Annotated in this window: 15 protein-coding genes; 1 reads left to right on the plus strand and 14 read right to left on the minus strand. The window is 68.4% G+C overall.

Annotated elements, in window-relative coordinates:
- Positions 1–5: 5 nt before the first annotated feature.
- From ACLQ3C_RS01900 to ACLQ3C_RS01920, 5 genes are all read right to left on the minus strand, one after another.
- Positions 6–956, minus strand: a complete 951-nt coding sequence (locus ACLQ3C_RS01900; protein WP_425702875.1) for an aspartate carbamoyltransferase catalytic subunit — start codon at positions 954–956, stop codon at positions 6–8.
- A complete protein-coding gene (gene pyrR, locus ACLQ3C_RS01905; protein WP_425702877.1) occupies positions 956–1,543 on the minus strand; it encodes a bifunctional pyr operon transcriptional regulator/uracil phosphoribosyltransferase PyrR in 588 nt (195 codons plus the stop codon). The genes ACLQ3C_RS01900 and pyrR overlap by 1 nt, the downstream gene beginning before the upstream one ends.
- A gap of 115 nt (positions 1,544–1,658) precedes the next feature.
- Complete coding sequence (nusB, locus tag ACLQ3C_RS01910; protein WP_425702878.1) at positions 1,659–2,126, minus strand: transcription antitermination factor NusB; 468 nt, start codon at positions 2,124–2,126, stop codon at positions 1,659–1,661.
- A 15-nt stretch (positions 2,127–2,141) separates the two neighbouring features.
- Positions 2,142–2,705 carry an elongation factor P gene (efp, locus tag ACLQ3C_RS01915; protein WP_425702879.1) on the minus strand — a complete coding sequence of 188 codons (564 nt, stop codon included), beginning with the start codon at positions 2,703–2,705 and terminating at the stop codon, positions 2,142–2,144.
- A gap of 35 nt (positions 2,706–2,740) precedes the next feature.
- The gene (locus tag ACLQ3C_RS01920; protein WP_425702881.1) at positions 2,741–3,859 is read right to left on the minus strand and encodes a M24 family metallopeptidase; all 1,119 of its coding nucleotides are present in this window, start codon (positions 3,857–3,859) and stop codon (positions 2,741–2,743) included.
- A 102-nt stretch (positions 3,860–3,961) separates the two neighbouring features.
- On the opposite strand from ACLQ3C_RS01920, the gene ACLQ3C_RS01925 reads away from it, so the two are divergent.
- Complete coding sequence (locus ACLQ3C_RS01925) at positions 3,962–4,462, plus strand: B-4DMT family transporter (protein ID WP_425702883.1); 501 nt, start codon at positions 3,962–3,964, stop codon at positions 4,460–4,462.
- Between the two features lie 22 nt (positions 4,463–4,484).
- On the opposite strand, the gene aroB is transcribed toward ACLQ3C_RS01925, so the two are convergent.
- The 9 genes from aroB to ACLQ3C_RS01970 all read right to left on the minus strand — a co-directional run bounded on the left by aroB (position 4,485) and on the right by ACLQ3C_RS01970 (position 14,726).
- Positions 4,485–5,624 (minus strand): 3-dehydroquinate synthase, encoded by a 1,140-nt coding sequence (gene aroB, locus ACLQ3C_RS01930; RefSeq protein ID WP_425702885.1) that lies wholly within the window; start codon positions 5,622–5,624, stop codon positions 4,485–4,487.
- Complete coding sequence (locus tag ACLQ3C_RS01935) at positions 5,621–6,184, minus strand: shikimate kinase (RefSeq protein ID WP_425702887.1); 564 nt, start codon at positions 6,182–6,184, stop codon at positions 5,621–5,623. The genes aroB and ACLQ3C_RS01935 overlap by 4 nt, the downstream gene beginning before the upstream one ends.
- The gene (gene aroC / locus ACLQ3C_RS01940; protein WP_425702889.1) at positions 6,181–7,389 is read right to left on the minus strand and encodes a chorismate synthase; all 1,209 of its coding nucleotides are present in this window, start codon (positions 7,387–7,389) and stop codon (positions 6,181–6,183) included. Before aroC ends, ACLQ3C_RS01935 begins: the two co-directional genes overlap by 4 nt.
- Positions 7,390–7,449: 60 nt before the next feature.
- Positions 7,450–7,866, minus strand: coding sequence for an A24 family peptidase (locus tag ACLQ3C_RS01945; protein ID WP_425702890.1), 417 nt, complete (start codon positions 7,864–7,866; stop codon positions 7,450–7,452).
- Positions 7,867–7,958: 92 nt separating this feature from the next.
- The gene (locus ACLQ3C_RS01950) at positions 7,959–8,867 is read right to left on the minus strand and encodes a shikimate dehydrogenase (protein WP_425702954.1); all 909 of its coding nucleotides are present in this window, start codon (positions 8,865–8,867) and stop codon (positions 7,959–7,961) included.
- Positions 8,868–8,872: 5 nt separating this feature from the next.
- The gene (locus tag ACLQ3C_RS01955; RefSeq protein WP_425702892.1) at positions 8,873–10,417 is read right to left on the minus strand and encodes an endolytic transglycosylase MltG; all 1,545 of its coding nucleotides are present in this window, start codon (positions 10,415–10,417) and stop codon (positions 8,873–8,875) included.
- 481 nt (positions 10,418–10,898) lie between these two features.
- Positions 10,899–11,342: a Holliday junction resolvase RuvX gene (gene ruvX, locus ACLQ3C_RS01960; RefSeq protein ID WP_425702893.1), complete on the minus strand. Its 444-nt coding sequence runs from the start codon at positions 11,340–11,342 to the stop codon at positions 10,899–10,901.
- Between the two features lie 14 nt (positions 11,343–11,356).
- Positions 11,357–14,068 carry an alanine--tRNA ligase gene (alaS, locus tag ACLQ3C_RS01965; protein WP_425702895.1) on the minus strand — a complete coding sequence of 904 codons (2,712 nt, stop codon included), beginning with the start codon at positions 14,066–14,068 and terminating at the stop codon, positions 11,357–11,359.
- 124 nt (positions 14,069–14,192) lie between these two features.
- Positions 14,193–14,726: a hypothetical protein gene (locus tag ACLQ3C_RS01970; RefSeq protein ID WP_425702897.1), complete on the minus strand. Its 534-nt coding sequence runs from the start codon at positions 14,724–14,726 to the stop codon at positions 14,193–14,195.
- Between the last annotated feature and the right edge of the window lie 199 nt (positions 14,727–14,925).

Consider the following 14,925-nt stretch of genomic DNA (forward strand, 5'->3'; position numbering starts at 1 on the left):
GCCACTCACTGGGACACTCCTGTCTGTTCGGTGCCGACGAGCAGACGGAACAGCACCGCCATCCGCACGTGCACTCCGTTGCGCACCTGCTCGAGGACCGTCGCCTGCGGGGCGTCGGCAACCGAGAACCCGATCTCCATGCCACGCAACATCGGACCCGGATGCAGAATCACCGCATCCTCCCCGAGGAGCTCGCGCCGCCGCTCGGACAGTCCGTAGCGCACCGAGTACTCCCGCGAACTCGGGAAGAATCCGCCGTTCATGCGTTCGGCCTGCACCCGCAGCATCATCACCGCATCCACCGCGGGCAGTTCGGCGTCGAGGTCGGCCGAGACGGTGACCGGCCACGACTCGACTCCCACCGGCAACAGGGTCGGCGGCGCCACGAGCACCACCTCGGCGCCCAGCGTCGAGAGCAGATGCGCATTGGACCGGGCCACCCGCGAGTGCAGGACATCACCGACGATCGCAACGCGCCGACCGGTCAGCGAACCGAGACGCTGTCGCAGGGTCAGGGCGTCGAGCAGCGCCTGAGTGGGGTGCTCGTGCGTGCCGTCACCGGCGTTGATCACCGCGGGGCCGTCGCCGTCGGTACCCGCGGTCCACTGCGCAATCTGTTGCGCCGCACCCGAAGCCGGGTGCCGCACGATCAGGGCGTCGGCACCGATGGCGCGCAATGTCATTGCGGTGTCCCGTAGCGATTCACCCTTGCCTGCCGACGAACTCGACGCCGACACGTTGATCACGTCGGCGCTCATCCATTTGCCCGCGGTCTCGAAGGACACGCGGGTGCGGGTGGAGTTCTCATAGAACACCGTCATCACGGTGCGCCCGCGCAGGGTGGGTAGTTTGCGGACCTCACGACCGGCCAGCGCCTGCTCGAAACGCTGCGCCTCGTCGAGCAGTTCGGTCGCCTCCTGCGCCGACAGTCCTTCGGTGGACAACAGGTGGCGCATCAGCGCTCCTCCGCCCCGGACGCGGTGAGCACGACCTCGTCGACCTCATCGTGTTCGGTGAGATGCACTGCGACGTTCTCGTCCCGTGAGGTGGGGATGTTCTTGCCGACATAGTCTGCGCGCAAGGGCAATTCGCGATGACCGCGATCGATGAGCACGGCCAGCTGTACGGCGTCGGGGCGACCGAGATCACGCAGCGCATCGAGCGCGGCGCGGACCGTGCGGCCTGAATAGAGGACGTCGTCGACGAGGACGACGATCGCGTGGTCCACACCGCCGGCGGGCACCATCGTCCGCTCGAGCGGGCGATGTGGCTTGTCGCGCAGATCATCACGATAGAGCGTGATGTCGAGATAGCCGACCGGAATCTCCCGGCCCGCGAATTCGGCGATCTTCGCCGCCAGCCGATCGGCGAGAGCAGTACCCCGAGTGGGGATTCCGATGATGATGACGCGAGGTGCGTCGGGGGCGTCGAGTGCGTTCTTCTCGATCACCTGATGCGCGACCCGGGCGATGGTGCGGGAGACGTCACCGGCATCGAGGAGAACTCGCCGACCCGAGGCGGCACCGTTGGTGGGCGTGACCACGCCGACCTCCTTCTCCGCCTCACGGGACGGATCGTTAAAGGATGTCTGTCGGCTTCACCCTACACCGGGCCACCGGTCGGAAACGAACCGGCAGGGGCCCGAACCGCCGAGGCGATCACGGATTGTCGTGATCGGATCCGGCGGCCTGCGCGGCCCGGACCTGGGGTGCGAGTTCGGCGATCGTGCCCAGCACCCCGTTGACGAACGCGGGCGAGTCGTCGGTGGACAGTTCTTTGGCCAACTCGACGGCCTCGTCGACCACCACCACCGGGTCGACATCGGTGGCGTTGAACAGTTCCCACGTGGCCAGGCGCAGGATCGCGCGGTCCACCGCAGGCAGGCGATCGAGCGTCCACCCTTTCAGATGCGACGAGACCACGGCGTCGATCTGGGCGCCGTCGGTGTCCAGTCCGTCGATCACGCGGGCGGTGTAGGGATGGATCTGCCCCACACTCTCGTCGCTCTGCACGAGCGTGCGCCGTTCACCGACGAGGTCGGCCGGACTGACGCCCTTGGCCTCCGCCTCGAAGAGCAGGTCGATGGCGCGCCGCCGCGCCTTGTGCCGGGTTCCGGGTTGCTTCACGTGTGATGATCTCGCTCAGCTGTTGACGCGGCCGAGGTAGCTGCCGTCGCGTGAGTCGACTTTCAGCTTGTCGCCGGTGTTGATGAACAACGGAACCGCGATCTCGGTGCCGGTCTCGAGCGTGGCCGGCTTGGTGCCGCCGGTGGAGCGGTCGCCCTGCAGGCCGGGATCGGTGTGGGTGACCTCGAGCTCGACGGTGACCGGCAGCTCGACGAACAGCGCAAGACCCTCGTTCAGCGAGACCTGCACGGTCATGTTCTCGAGCAGGAAACGGGCACCGTCACCGACGGTGTCCGGCGCGATCGGATACTGCTCGTAGTCCTGGGTGTCCATGAAGACGTAGTCGGTGCCGTCGTTGTACAGGTAGGTCATGTCCCGGCGGTCGACGGTGGCGGTCTCGACCTTCACACCGGCGTTGAAGGTCTTGTCGACGGTCTTACCCGAGAGGACGTTCTTGATCTTGGTCCGCACGAAGGCCGGTCCCTTACCGGGCTTGACGTGCTGGAACTCCTGGATCTGCCACAGCTGCTGGTCCATGCGCAGCACGAGGCCGTTCTTGAAGTCGGCGGTGGTCGCCATAGGTGTCGTCTCTTCCTTCTCGCGGGGCAGAACCGTCAGATGACGGTGAATGTCTTGTCGCTGGCGGTCAGCAGCTCCGGATCGCCGTCCGTGACGACGAGGGTGTCCTCGATCCTGACTCCGCCTCGCCCCGGGAGGTAGACCCCGGGTTCCACGGTCACCGCTGCGCCGCAAGGCAGTGTACCCGTCGCGAGTTTGCCGATCCCCGGCGCTTCGTGGATCTCGAGACCGACGCCGTGCCCTAGTCCGTGCACATAGTCCGGACCGTGACCGGCATCGGCGATCACCGTCCGTGCCGCCGCGTCCACCTCGCGCAGGTCTGCCCCCGGCTTCAGCGCCGCCCGTCCGGCGGCCTGCGCGGTCGCCACCAACTCATAGATCTCGCGCTGCCAGTCCGCTGCGCGCGACAACACGAAGGTGCGCGTCATGTCCGAGTGATACCCACCGAACACGGCTCCGAAATCGATCTTCACGAGGTCACCGTCGGCGAGGACGTCGTGTGTCGGGCGATGATGCGGGATGGCCGAGTTGGCGCCGGCGGCCACGATCGTCTCGAAGGCGACGGCGTCGGCCCCGCGGCGATACATCTCCCACTCGATCGCTCTGGCCACCTCGCGCTCGGTGGACCCGGCACGCAACACACCCTCGGCGATGATCGCGGTCAACGCCTCGTCACCGATCTCGCACGCCCGCCGCAGCAACGTGATCTCGCCGGCATCCTTGACCTCGCGCAAACCCTCCACCAGGCCCGACCGGCCCACCAGCTCCACCTCGCCGGCGAGCTGCACCGCACTCAACCGTCGATGCGCGGAGACGCTCAACGCATCCGCCTCGAAACCGATGCGCCGCGCCCCGGCCCCGGCTGCGATCCGCAGCAACTCGGGCGGGCAGTCGCGGGCGATGACGGCCATCAGATCACCGGACTGTTCGGCAACCTGGGTCTCATACCGGCCGTCGGTGCAGATCCGGTCGCCGGCGGGGCCCGTCGCCCCACCGGTCCAGATCAACGCCGCTCCATTGGAACCGGTGAACCCGGTCAGATAGCGCAGGTTGGTCAGGTCGGTGACCAGGAAGGCATCGGCGGAAGCGTCTCCGGAACCGATGAGTGCACGCAGCCGGTCACGCCGGCCGGCGTGGTCGTGGATGACGGTCATTGCTCCAGGTTACGACGCAGCCGATGAGTGCGAGCAGTGGCTGCGACGCCCAAGTGTGGCCAACAGCACTGTCGCGACTGACTGTCTAGTAACCTGTTCCGCATGCTCTCCTCCTGGTTGCTGCGCGGCGTGTTCATGACCGCCGTCCATGTCGTCGCCCGCGTGCTGCTCGGCCTCGCCATCATCCACGCTCCCCTGCATTCGACGGTGTGGAAGACGATCGCCGTCGCCGCGGTCGTGCTGATCGCGTTGCTGTGGGGCGGGGTCGACGGCATCGCCGACGCCCGCGCCAACCCGGACCCCGATGACTACGGTGACCTCACCGTCCGCTGGCTCAAGGCCGGTGTGTTCGCCGGGCTGGTCGCCGGTCTGATCTCCTGGATTCTCGGGAACTTCGTGTTCTCCGGCATCGGCGAGGCGAGCCTGTGGGTCGAACTGTTCGCGGGCGGCTCGTTCACCGCATTGCTGATCTTCGCGCCCGCCTTCGTCGGCGCCGCAGTCGGCCGCTGGCTGGTACGCCGCGATCAGCGCAAGAACGCTCGCAACGACGACTGGTCGGTACATCCCGACGCGCAGCCGACCGAGCAGATCGAACGGGTCTGAACCGTTCGATCTGCCTGTTTGCTCACAGCAGGGTGGCGCCGTCGGGCGTGACGTCTGCGGCGACCGCCGAATATGCCGCCGCGATCAGCGACGGGTCCGGTCCCTCGAGACGTCCGGGCTTGGCCAGTCCGTCGAGCACGACGAAGCGCATCACACCCGAACGGTTCTTCTTGTCACCGGCCATCGTCTGCAGTAGGTCACCGAGGGCGTCGGCGTCGTAGCTCACGGGCAGGCCGACCATCGAGAGGATCGCGGCGTGGCGGTCGGCCGTCTCGTCGTCGAGTCGTCCGGCCAGACGGGCGAGTTCGGCGGCGAACACCAGTCCTACCGAGACCGCCGCACCGTGCCGCCAGCGGTACCGTTCACGCCGCTCGATGGCGTGACCGAGGGTGTGCCCGTAATTGAGGATCTCGCGCAGCGAGGATTCCTTGAGATCGACCGATACGACGTCGGCCTTGACCTGCACCGAGCGGCGGATCAGTTCGGGTAGCACAGGTCCGGCGGGATCGGTTGCCGCGGCCGGGTCGGCCTCGATCAGGTCGAGGATCACCGGGTCGGCGATGAACCCGGTCTTGATGACCTCCGCGAGTCCGGCGATCACCTCGTTGCGGGGCACCGTCTCCAGCGTCGCGATGTCGATCAAGACGGCGTCGGGCTCGTGGAACGACCCCACCAGGTTCTTGCCCGCGTCGGTGTTGATTCCGGTCTTGCCGCCGATGGCGGCATCGACCATCGCCAGCAGGGTCGTCGGCACATGAATGACCCCGATCCCGCGCATCCAGGTCGCGGCGACGAACCCGGCGAGATCGGTGGCGGCGCCGCCGCCCAGCGAGATGATCTTGTCGTTGCGCTTCAGTCCGATCCGGCCGCACACCTCCCAGCAGAACGCGGCCACGGCGAGGTCCTTGCCGTCTTCGGCGTCGGGAATCTCCACCCGGTGGGCGTCGAAACCCTTGTCGGACAGGAATTCTCGGATCTGCTCTGCGGTCTGCGCAAGAGTCGGCTGGTAGAGGATCGCGATCCGGTCGGCACCCTCGGCCGCCGCGGCGAGCTCACCGAGCAGTCCACGGCCGATGATCACGTCGTAGGGCGAACCAGCAGAGACCCGGATCCGCACCGGATCGGTGGTGGACTGTTCGGGATGGGAGGTGTGCTCGCTCATGGGGTCCTCTCGGGTACGAGTTCGCGGGCGATGGCGGCGATGATCGTGTCGGCGACGTCGTGTGCGTCCCCGCGTGCGGCATCCACCTCGATGGTCGCGACCTCGGCGTAGGTGCCGGCCCGCTCGGCGAGCAGTAGGCGGTAACGCTCGGCCGGATCGGCGCCCGCCAGCAGTGGCCGATCGGAACCGGACACCCGCGCGAATCCGGCGTCGGCGTCGACCTTCAGGTGCACCACGCGATGCCCACCGAGCGCGTCGCGTACGGCCTCGGTGGTGACCGCTCCGCCGCCCAGGGCGACCACGCCGCGGTGACGTTCCAGGACGTCGAGGACGACCTCGGATTCGATCTGCCGGAAGCGTTCGGCACCGGCGTCGGCGAAGATCTCCGGGATGGCCTGGCCGGTCCGCTGCACGATCTCGCAGTCGGTGTCGACGAGGTCGACACCGAGCTGGTCGGCGAGCACGCGTCCGACGGTGGACTTTCCGGCTCCCATGAACCCGACGAGCACGGCGACCGGGCGTTGCGGCCCACCGGTCACCGGTGGCTGTGCGCCGGTCATGATCGCGGTGGCCGGGACTCGATGTGTTTGAGGTAGCCGTGCAGGTTCTCGCCGGTCTCGGTGACCGAATCGCCACCGAACTTCTCCAGCGCGGCCTGCGCCAGGACCAGGGCGACCATGGCCTCGGCCACCACCCCGGCGGCGGGCACGGCGCACACGTCGGAACGTTGGTGGATGGCCACGGCCGGATCGCCGGTGCTCATGTCGATGGTCGACAGCGCGCGCGGCACCGTGGAGATCGGCTTCATCGCCACCCGGACGCGTACGTCCTCACCGTTGGTCATGCCACCCTCGAGGCCACCGGCCCGATTGGTCGAGCGCAGCACACCATCGGGGCCGGGCACCATCTCGTCATGGGCGGCGCTGCCCCGACGACGCGCCGTCGCGAAACCGTCACCGACCTCGACACCCTTGATGGCCTGGATGCCCATCAGGGCACCGGCCAGACGTGCGTCGAGCCGGGTCTCGCCGCTGACATGGGAGCCGAGCCCGACGGGCACGTTCGTGGCGAGGACCTCGACCACCCCGCCGAGGGTGTCGCCGTCCTTCTTGGCGGCCTCGATCTCGGCGATCATCGCCACCTGCGCATCGTGGCCGTATGCGCGAACCGGACTCGCGTCGATCGCCTCGAGATCGGCATAGCGCGGCGGCGGGCCGTCATAGGGTTCGCTCGCCCCGATCGAGATCACATGCGAGAGGACATCGATGCCGAATACCTGCCGCAAGAAGTTTCGCGCCACGGTGCCGGCCGCGACTCGTGCTGCGGTCTCGCGCGCACTTGCACGTTCGAGCACCGGACGCGCGTCGTCGAAGCCGTACTTGAGCATTCCGGAGTAGTCGGCATGCCCGGGCCGCGGGCGTGTCAGCGGCGCGTTACGGGCGCTGTCCTCGAGATCGGCGGGATCGACCGGATCGGCGGCCATCACCGTCTCCCACTTGGGCCACTCGGTGTTGCCGATCTCGATGGCGATCGGGCCACCCATCGAGAACCCGTGACGCAGGCCGCCGATTATCGTGATCTGGTCGGCCTCGAACTTCATGCGGGCGCCGCGACCATAACCGAGGCGGCGACGAGCCAGTTGTTCGGCGATATCCGACGAGGTGATCTCTACTCCGGCGACCATTCCCTCGACGATCGCCATGAGTGCCGGGCCATGTGACTCTCCGGCTGTTATCCAGCGCAACACAAGGATCAATTGTTCCATGCGGGCCACCTGCACCGCGAACAGCCTTGATCGGCATGCCCGGCGGAGCCCACCGGCTCCTCATCCGAGTGCGAACCCGAGGACGACCACGATGACGGCAGCGGTGACGAGGGTAGGGCCGTGGGGACGCCGGCGCGGACCGGCACGACGATGGACGACCAGGAGACCGACCTGGGCGAGCACGACCATCACCAGCGCCGACATCGGATGAGCAAGCAATCCGCCGAGCACGAATCCGAGCTTGACGTCGGCTCCCCCGCACCGGCCGCACACGAACGCCACCAGATAGCCGACGGACCCGGCGGCCGCCGCGAAGAGCACCTCCGGGTGGGCGCAACCGGCGACGCCGACCCCGAGCACGCCCGGCCACAACAGAGCATTCGGGATGCGGCCGGTGCGCCGGTCCGTCTCGGCGATCACCGCCAACCACCCCGCGAGGAGGATGAGGGCCGTCAGCGACATGTCCGGGAGGATCACGTCCGTCAGTCTCGCCCACCACGGTGCACGCGCCCCGCGCCTCTTCGGCGAATCGGTTCCCGACTGTGGACGGAGGTCTGTCTGGGGAGTGGTCAGGATGCCGCGTCGCGGCCGGCGAAGACCGTCTCCATCGCCGCGCGCGGGGCGGGTGAACCGGTGAACTGCTCGACCTGGCTGAATGCCTGGTTCAGCAGCATCACCAGTCCCCCGGCGACCTGCCCGCCGGCAGCGCGCACCGCGGTGGCCAGCGGGGTCGGCCACGGGTCGTAGATGACGTCGACGACCCGCCGCGACGCCGCAAGTGCATCGAGTACCGGTGTCGTTGCGGCGGCAGGCACGGTGGACACGGTCACCGCGGCGCCGGCACACCGCGACCGCAGGCCGGTGTCGGCGGCGAAGGGCACCACCCGCACCCTCATCCCGAGACGCTCGGCGAGGGCGCGGACCCCGTCGGCCCGGTCGGCGCTGCGCGCCACGACGGTCACCTCGGCGATCCCGATGGCCGCGAGCGCGGCCATAGTCGGCAAGGCGGTGCCACCGGCACCGACGACAACCGCCGAGTCCGTCGCTTCGCCGCCGGCAACGCGTTCGCGCACGCCGAGTCGGTCCAGCGCACCCGTCATCCCGTCGATGTCGGTACAGTCCGCGCGCCACCCGGCGCGGGTACGTACGAGGGTGTTCGCCGATCCGACGAGCACCGCCCGGTCGGTCCGCGTGTCGGCGACCTCGAGTGCGGCGAGTTTGCCGGGCATCGTCACCGAGAACCCCACCTGCGCGTCGGGTGCCGATGCGACGATCCCGGCCAGCGCCTCGGCGGTGCACTCGATCCGGGTGTATACCCAGTCGCTCAGACCCAGCGCCCGATAGGCGGCCAGATGCAGGTCCGGCGACCGCGAGTGCGACACCGGTGATCCGAGTACCGCGGCGCGTCGTGCGCTACGCCCGCCGATCGGATCGTGCAGTGGCGGACGCCCCAGCGGCAGAACAGGATTCACCGACATGCCGCTCACCGACAGGTGATGAATTTGTTCTCGCACGCGGTGTTGATGTTGCGGCGATGCTGATCGAAGTCGTCAGTGAACAAGGTCGTTCCCTTGGAGTCGACTGTCACGAAGTACAGCCAGTTGCCGTCGGCCGGTTGCTCCATCGCCTCGAGTGCCGGTTCTTCCACCGCACCGATCGGTGTGGGCGGAAGGCCCTTCTGCACGTAGGTGTTCCACGGCGTATTGGCCTTGAGTGCGTCGTCGTGCAGATTCAGGTCGACGATGTTGGCGGTGTAGTTGGCCGTCGAATCGAACTCGAGACGCTGTCCTTTGGCGAGCCGGTTCAGAATGACGCGCGCGACCTTGGGATAGTCCTCGGGCTGCACTTCGCCCTGCAGCAACGAGGCGGCGACCAACGTCTGGTACGAGCTGAGACCGGACTCGTTGTGGCTCAACAAGCCCCACCCCTCGTACTTACGCGCACTCGTGGTGATCAGCGAGCTCAGGATCTCGGTGGGATTGTCGTGCGGGTCGATGTCCTCCCAGGTGCCCGGCGCGATGAGGCCCTCGATGCGGCGATGATCGCCGTCGAGTGCGGTGACCGCGTCCCGCGCCCAGGCGGGTACGCCGAGTTCGGCGACACCAGCCTTCGCCGCGGCCTCCTCGAGTTGCTGTTGGGTCACCCCGAGCCGCCGGCCGTTGACCTCGACGCCGGACTGATCGGCGATCATCTCCAGGATGCCCGGAGTCACCCGGCCGGAGGTGTCACGCTTGGTGTCCAGCGGGGTGCCCGGAGGCACGACGATCCGCCCGACACGGTTTGCCGAATCGGGGTTGGTCATCATCTTCACCGCCACCGCCGCGGGGACCTGGGTACGCAACTTGTAATAGCCGCTGGACAGCGATGCACCATCAGCTGCGTCGACGAAGGCGCGGACACTGCCGACCACGTCGTCGTCGACCAAGATCCCGCCGATCTGCTTGATCGACGAGTCGTCCGGGACGTGCACGAGGACGTCGGCGGTTCCGGCCGCGTTCGAGTAGTCCTTGCGCGAGTCCAGCAACCCGGCCTTCTGTGCACCCCAATAGCCCACTCCGGCAATCACCGCCAGCATGACGACCAGCACGACGGCCATGCCGATCCGGCGGCGGCGGCGACGTGCGATGGCCGCGGGCCGCCGTTCGGGGTGCTCGTCCGGCTCGGGAGCCGGCGCGGCAACAATCAGGTCATCGGTGCCGTCTTGACCGTCGGGTGTCCCGATCGCATCCGGCCGGGCCTCCGGGCCGGCATCGGAATAGGCGGGGTCGGGGTCGGGGTCGGGGTATGCGGTATCGGGGTACGCGGGGTCGTCATGGACGGTGGTGTCCTCGTACCGGGCGGCCGCGGCGGGCTCGATACGTTGCGGCGCAGCGCGGCGCGGGGGCGACAAGTGTGAGCGCTCGTAGCGCTCCGACGCCGGGGCCCGAGCGGGTGTGGGGCGTACCGACCGGCCGCGCAGGGACGGCGCCTCGGCCGGTGGCATCTGCGGCGGTGGCGACTGCGGCGGTGGCGACTGCGGCGGTGGCATCTGCGGCGGTGGCGACTGCCGAAGCGCCGGCGGTTGCCGTATCGGCGGCGGTTGCCGACGCGGTGGGGTCTGCCGGGGCGGTGGCGTCTGCTGGGGCGGTGGCGTCTGCTGGGGCGGTGGCGTCTGCTGGGGCACTGCAGCCCAAGAACCCGACGGCGATCCCGCCGAGCCGGAACGGCGGCGCCGATGGCGGCTGCCGGGTCCCCCGTCGACCGGTTGGGTGAAGTACCTCAGTCGATCCGGGTCCATCCCCTCGCCGGCACGCTCCCCGCCCGAGTGTCCCTCCCTCGCAGGCTCGGAATGCTCTCGATGGCGATTCCGATGCCGTTCGTCGCTCACCGCGAATACCCTCCCTGGTTCCGGTTCGACGGTCGGCGCACGCACCCGATCGTCCCCCGGCACATGCGCGAATTGCGCACCACACCGGCCCTGGACCGACCGGACCCTCCGGTCGGCCGACGCGTCGACGATGCCCACGAGGTCATCGTCGCGCGTCCAGCCATCCCTGCAGAATAGCGACCGCGGCCGCCTGATCAATCACCGAACGTGACGACTTCGCCGAACGTCCACTCGCGCGCAGGGCCTGGGCGGCGGTGACGGTGGTGAGTCGTTCGTCGACGTATTCGACGGGCACCGGCGCGATCGCGGTGGTCAGCGCATCGCCGAACTCCCGAGCGGCGGCGACCGCGTGCCCGTCGGTGTTGCGCAGCGTCTTGGGCAGGCCGACGATCACGCCGATCGCCTCGTACTCGGCCACCAATTCCGCGATCCTCGCCACATCCGCACCGCCGGCCGTGTCGCGCCGCACGGTCTCGACTGGCGTCGCCAGAATGCCGTCCGGATCACACACCGCCACCCCGATGCGCACGCTGCCGACGTCGATCCCGAGGCGGCGACCGCGTCGCCACGGCTCGCGAGGCGGCATCTGCTCAGGGCACATCAGTGCAGGAGCTCGCTGATCTGCCGTATTGCCACGTCCACCCCGGCCGGATCGGTCCCCGATCCCTGGGCCAGGTCGGGTTTGCCGCCGCCCCGCCCGCCGAGCAGGGGTGCGATCTGCCTGACCACCTCACCGGCCTTGACGCCGGTGGCGCGGGCGGCCTCGGTGGTGGCCACGACGAACGGCACCTTCGCCGGCTCGCCGTCGGCGCCGTCACCGCCGGAGAACAGCGCGATCACCGCGGACCGGTCGGCCACCCGGCCCCGCAGGTCCGCGGCCACCGACCGGAGGCCGTTGGCATCGACTCCGGGCACCCGGCCGGCCACGAGCAGGGTCGAACCGACGGTGCTCGCCTGATCGAACAGCGCGGCCGCCGACGCGCGGGCGGATTCGGCGCGCACCTTCTCCAGTTGCTTCTCGGCATCGCGCAATCGGCCCACCAGTTGCTCGACCCGGGCCGGTACCTCTTCGGAGGGCACCTTCAGTGACGAGGCGAGCCCGGCCATCAGCGCGCGCTCCTTGGACAGGTGGCGGAACGAGTCCATGCCGACGTAGGCCTCGACGCGCCGGACACCCGAACCCACCGACGACTCGCCGATGAGGGTCACCGGACCGATCTGTGCCGAGGACGCCACATGCGTACCGCCGCACAGTTCCATCGAGAACGGTCCGCCGATCTCGACGACGCGCACCTGATCGCCGTAGTTCTCGCCGAACAGCGCCAGGGCGCCCATGGACTTCGCCTCGGCGAGACCGGTCTCGAAGGTGTTGACCTGATAGTTGGACTCGACGGCCTCGTTGGAGATCTCCTCGATCTCGCCGCGCTGCGCGGCCGTCAACGGGCCGGCGGAGTGGAAATCGAAGCGCAGGTAACCGGGCCGGTTCAGCGAACCTGCTTGTGTCGCACCAGGTCCGAGCACCTGACGCAGTGCTGCGTGAACCATGTGCGTACCCGAGTGACCCTGGGTGGCGCCGTGTCGCCAGCCCTGGTCGACCGCGGCGAGCACCTCGTCGCCCTCGATCACCTCACCGGTCTCGACGATCACATTGTGCAGCCACACCGACTTGCCGACCCGCTGTACGTCCTTGACCGCCAGCCGGGCGCCGGTGCTGGTGGTGATGGTGCCGATGTCGGCCATCTGTCCACCCGATTCGGCGTAGAGCGGGGTGCGATCGAGGATCACTGTCAGTTCCTGGCCCGCGGTGGCGTTGCGCATCCGGGCGCCGTCGGCGACGAGGCCGATGATCCGCGCCTCGGAGACCAGCTCGTCATAACCGGTGAACTCCGTCGGCCCGCGGTCGAGGAATTCGCGGTAGACCGCGGCGTCGGCGTGGCCGGTCTTGCGGGCATTCGCGTCGGCCTTGGCACGTTGCTTCTGCTCGGCCATCAGCTCGGTGAAACCGGCTTCGTCCACCGACAGGCCGGCCTCGGCCGCCATCTCGAGAGTGAGGTCGATGGGGAATCCGTAGGTGTCGTGCAGCGTGAACGCGTCGCCACCGGAAAGCGTCTTCTTGTTCGCCGATTTGGTGGCAGCGGCCGCGTCGCCGAACAGCTTGGTGCCCGCCGCGAGGGTCTTGGCGAACGAGACCTCCTCGCCCACCGCGACGGTCAGGATGTGCTCGCGCTTGGCGGCCAGTTCGGGATACGACGGCGCCATCAGGTCGATCGCGGCGCCGACGAAGTCCGCCATCATGGGCCGATCGGCGCCGCCGGGGTTCGCACCGTCGGCCGCGCCCGTGGAACCGAGCAGCCGGGCCGAGCGAACGACGCGCCGCAACAGCCGCCGGAGCACGTAGCCGCGTCCGTCGTTGCCGGGGAGCACCCCGTCACCGATCAGCATCGTCGCGGTGCGGGTGTGGTCGGCGATGACGCGGAATCGGACGTCGGCCTCATGATCGCCGCCGCCGTAGGAGCGACCGGTCACCGTGGTTGCGAGATCGATGATCGGCTTGAGCAGGTCGGTCTCGTAGACATTGTCGACGTCCTGCAGGATGCAGGCGACCCGCTCGATCCCCATGCCGGTGTCGATGTTCTTCTTCGGCAGCGGACCGAGGATCTCGTAGCCCTCCTTGCCACCGCCGGGGCCCCGCTCGTTCTGCATGAACACGAGATTCCAGATCTCGATGTAGCGGTCTTCGTCGATCTCCGGGCCGCCCTCGACCCCGTAGGCGGGGCCGCGGTCATAGAAGATCTCCGAGCACGGACCACACGGCCCGGGCACACCCATCGACCAGTAGTTGTCCTTCATTCCGCGCCGCTGGATCCGCTCGGCGGGTACGCCGATCTCCTCACGCCAGATCGTCTCGGCCTCGTCGTCGTCGAGATAGACTGTCGGCCACAGCTTTTCGGGCGGAATACCGTATCCGCCGTCCTCGATGCGGCCGGTCAGCAGCGTCCACGCGAAGGTGATGGCCTCGCGCTTGAAGTAGTCGCCGAAGGAGAAGTTGCCCGCCATCTGGAAGAAGGTGTTGTGGCGCGTGGTGATGCCGACCTCGTCGATGTCGAGGGTCCGCACGCACTTCTGCACACTGGTGGCCCGGTCGAACGGCGGGGTCCGCTCACCGAGGAAGAACGGCTTGAACGGCACCATGCCTGCGTTGACGAAGAGCAGGTTCGGATCGTCGAGGATCAGGGAGGCGCTGGGCACCTCGGTGTGCCCGGCCTTGATGAAGTGATCCAGGAATCGCTTCCGGATGTCATGCGTCTGCACTGGGGGTGTCGTCCTCGGAGTCGTCGATGGCGGTTCTGCGGCTTACCAGCCTACCGCCGGGTACCGCCACGGCAGGCCACCGGCGTCGTTGTCCATTGGCGGCGACCGGCCCGGCCGCGATCGGCTAGGTGATCGTGTAGAGCACACCGTCGCCGGCCGCGGCCCGGTCGGCCATGAACATGCGTGCGGTGACCAGGTAGTCGTTGATCACCGGCGCAGACCACGTCAGGCCTCGCGAAAGCAGCGGGTTGTCGTCGGCGACGAGGTCGACCTGCCGAAGGTCGGCGGCGATGGCCGCGGTGTGCGCAACGTCGAGTACTCGTAGCCACGGGGTGCACGAGTAGCCCTCGGCGAAGGACATCGTCGGTTCTCCTTCGACCAGCGCGTAAGACTCTCGCGCGCTCTCTCCGGCACCGCCCGAGAAGAGATCCTGGAAGACCCGGTACGCCTTGTCCAGGTACAGCATCGTCGGCCGCGGTTTGTCCGGGTCGATGTAGGAAAGGCGACCCGGGCGGATCCCGCCGAGTTTCTCCGGCGGGACCGGCACCAGACGCCACGCGTCGGCGAGTGGATCGACCCCGAGAAACGGCGAGGGGTCGCGGCGGGCGTCGTCGATGCGATCGCCGGGGACCGGATATGCGTAGTAGCGAATTCCCATGTCCCACACTGTCCCTCAGGGTGCCCACATCACGGCCCGCCCTGGTGCCGGTTATCCACAGCGGCGGCGGCTGTGGATGGTCGGCTGGCTAGCCTCGATTTTTCGTGCCGGTTGGTCAGTGGGCGGGTTTCGCCTCGGATCGGGTTGGTCCGAGGCGGTTTTCGGTGTGTAGGTGTGGGGTGTTGCCCGATGTCGCTCG

This window comes from Gordonia sp. DT30, assembly GCF_049844915.1.
Lineage (GTDB): Bacteria > Actinomycetota > Actinomycetes > Mycobacteriales > Mycobacteriaceae > Gordonia.

Coding starts and splice junctions, on each gene's coding strand:
- ACLQ3C_RS01900 (WP_425702875.1), bottom strand. CDS start 956: ATGCGCCACCTGTTGTCCACCGAAGGACTGTCGGCGCAGGAGGCGACC.
- ACLQ3C_RS01920 (WP_425702881.1), bottom strand. CDS start 3,859: ATGACCGTCATCCACGACCACGCCGGCCGGCGTGACCGGCTGCGTGCA.
- aroB (WP_425702885.1), bottom strand. CDS start 5,624: ATGAGCGAGCACACCTCCCATCCCGAACAGTCCACCACCGATCCGGTG.
- efp (WP_425702879.1), bottom strand. CDS start 2,705: ATGGCGACCACCGCCGACTTCAAGAACGGCCTCGTGCTGCGCATGGAC.
- ACLQ3C_RS01970 (WP_425702897.1), bottom strand. CDS start 14,726: ATGGGAATTCGCTACTACGCATATCCGGTCCCCGGCGATCGCATCGAC.
- ACLQ3C_RS01950 (WP_425702954.1), bottom strand. CDS start 8,867: ATGTCGGTGAATCCTGTTCTGCCGCTGGGGCGTCCGCCACTGCACGAT.
- ACLQ3C_RS01935 (WP_425702887.1), bottom strand. CDS start 6,184: ATGACCGGCGCACAGCCACCGGTGACCGGTGGGCCGCAACGCCCGGTC.
- ACLQ3C_RS01925 (WP_425702883.1), top strand. CDS start 3,962: ATGCTCTCCTCCTGGTTGCTGCGCGGCGTGTTCATGACCGCCGTCCAT.
- ruvX (WP_425702893.1), bottom strand. CDS start 11,342: ATGCCGCCTCGCGAGCCGTGGCGACGCGGTCGCCGCCTCGGGATCGAC.
- aroC (WP_425702889.1), bottom strand. CDS start 7,389: ATGGAACAATTGATCCTTGTGTTGCGCTGGATAACAGCCGGAGAGTCA.
- ACLQ3C_RS01955 (WP_425702892.1), bottom strand. CDS start 10,417: ATGCCACCGCCGCAGTCGCCACCGCCGCAGTCGCCACCGCCGCAGATG.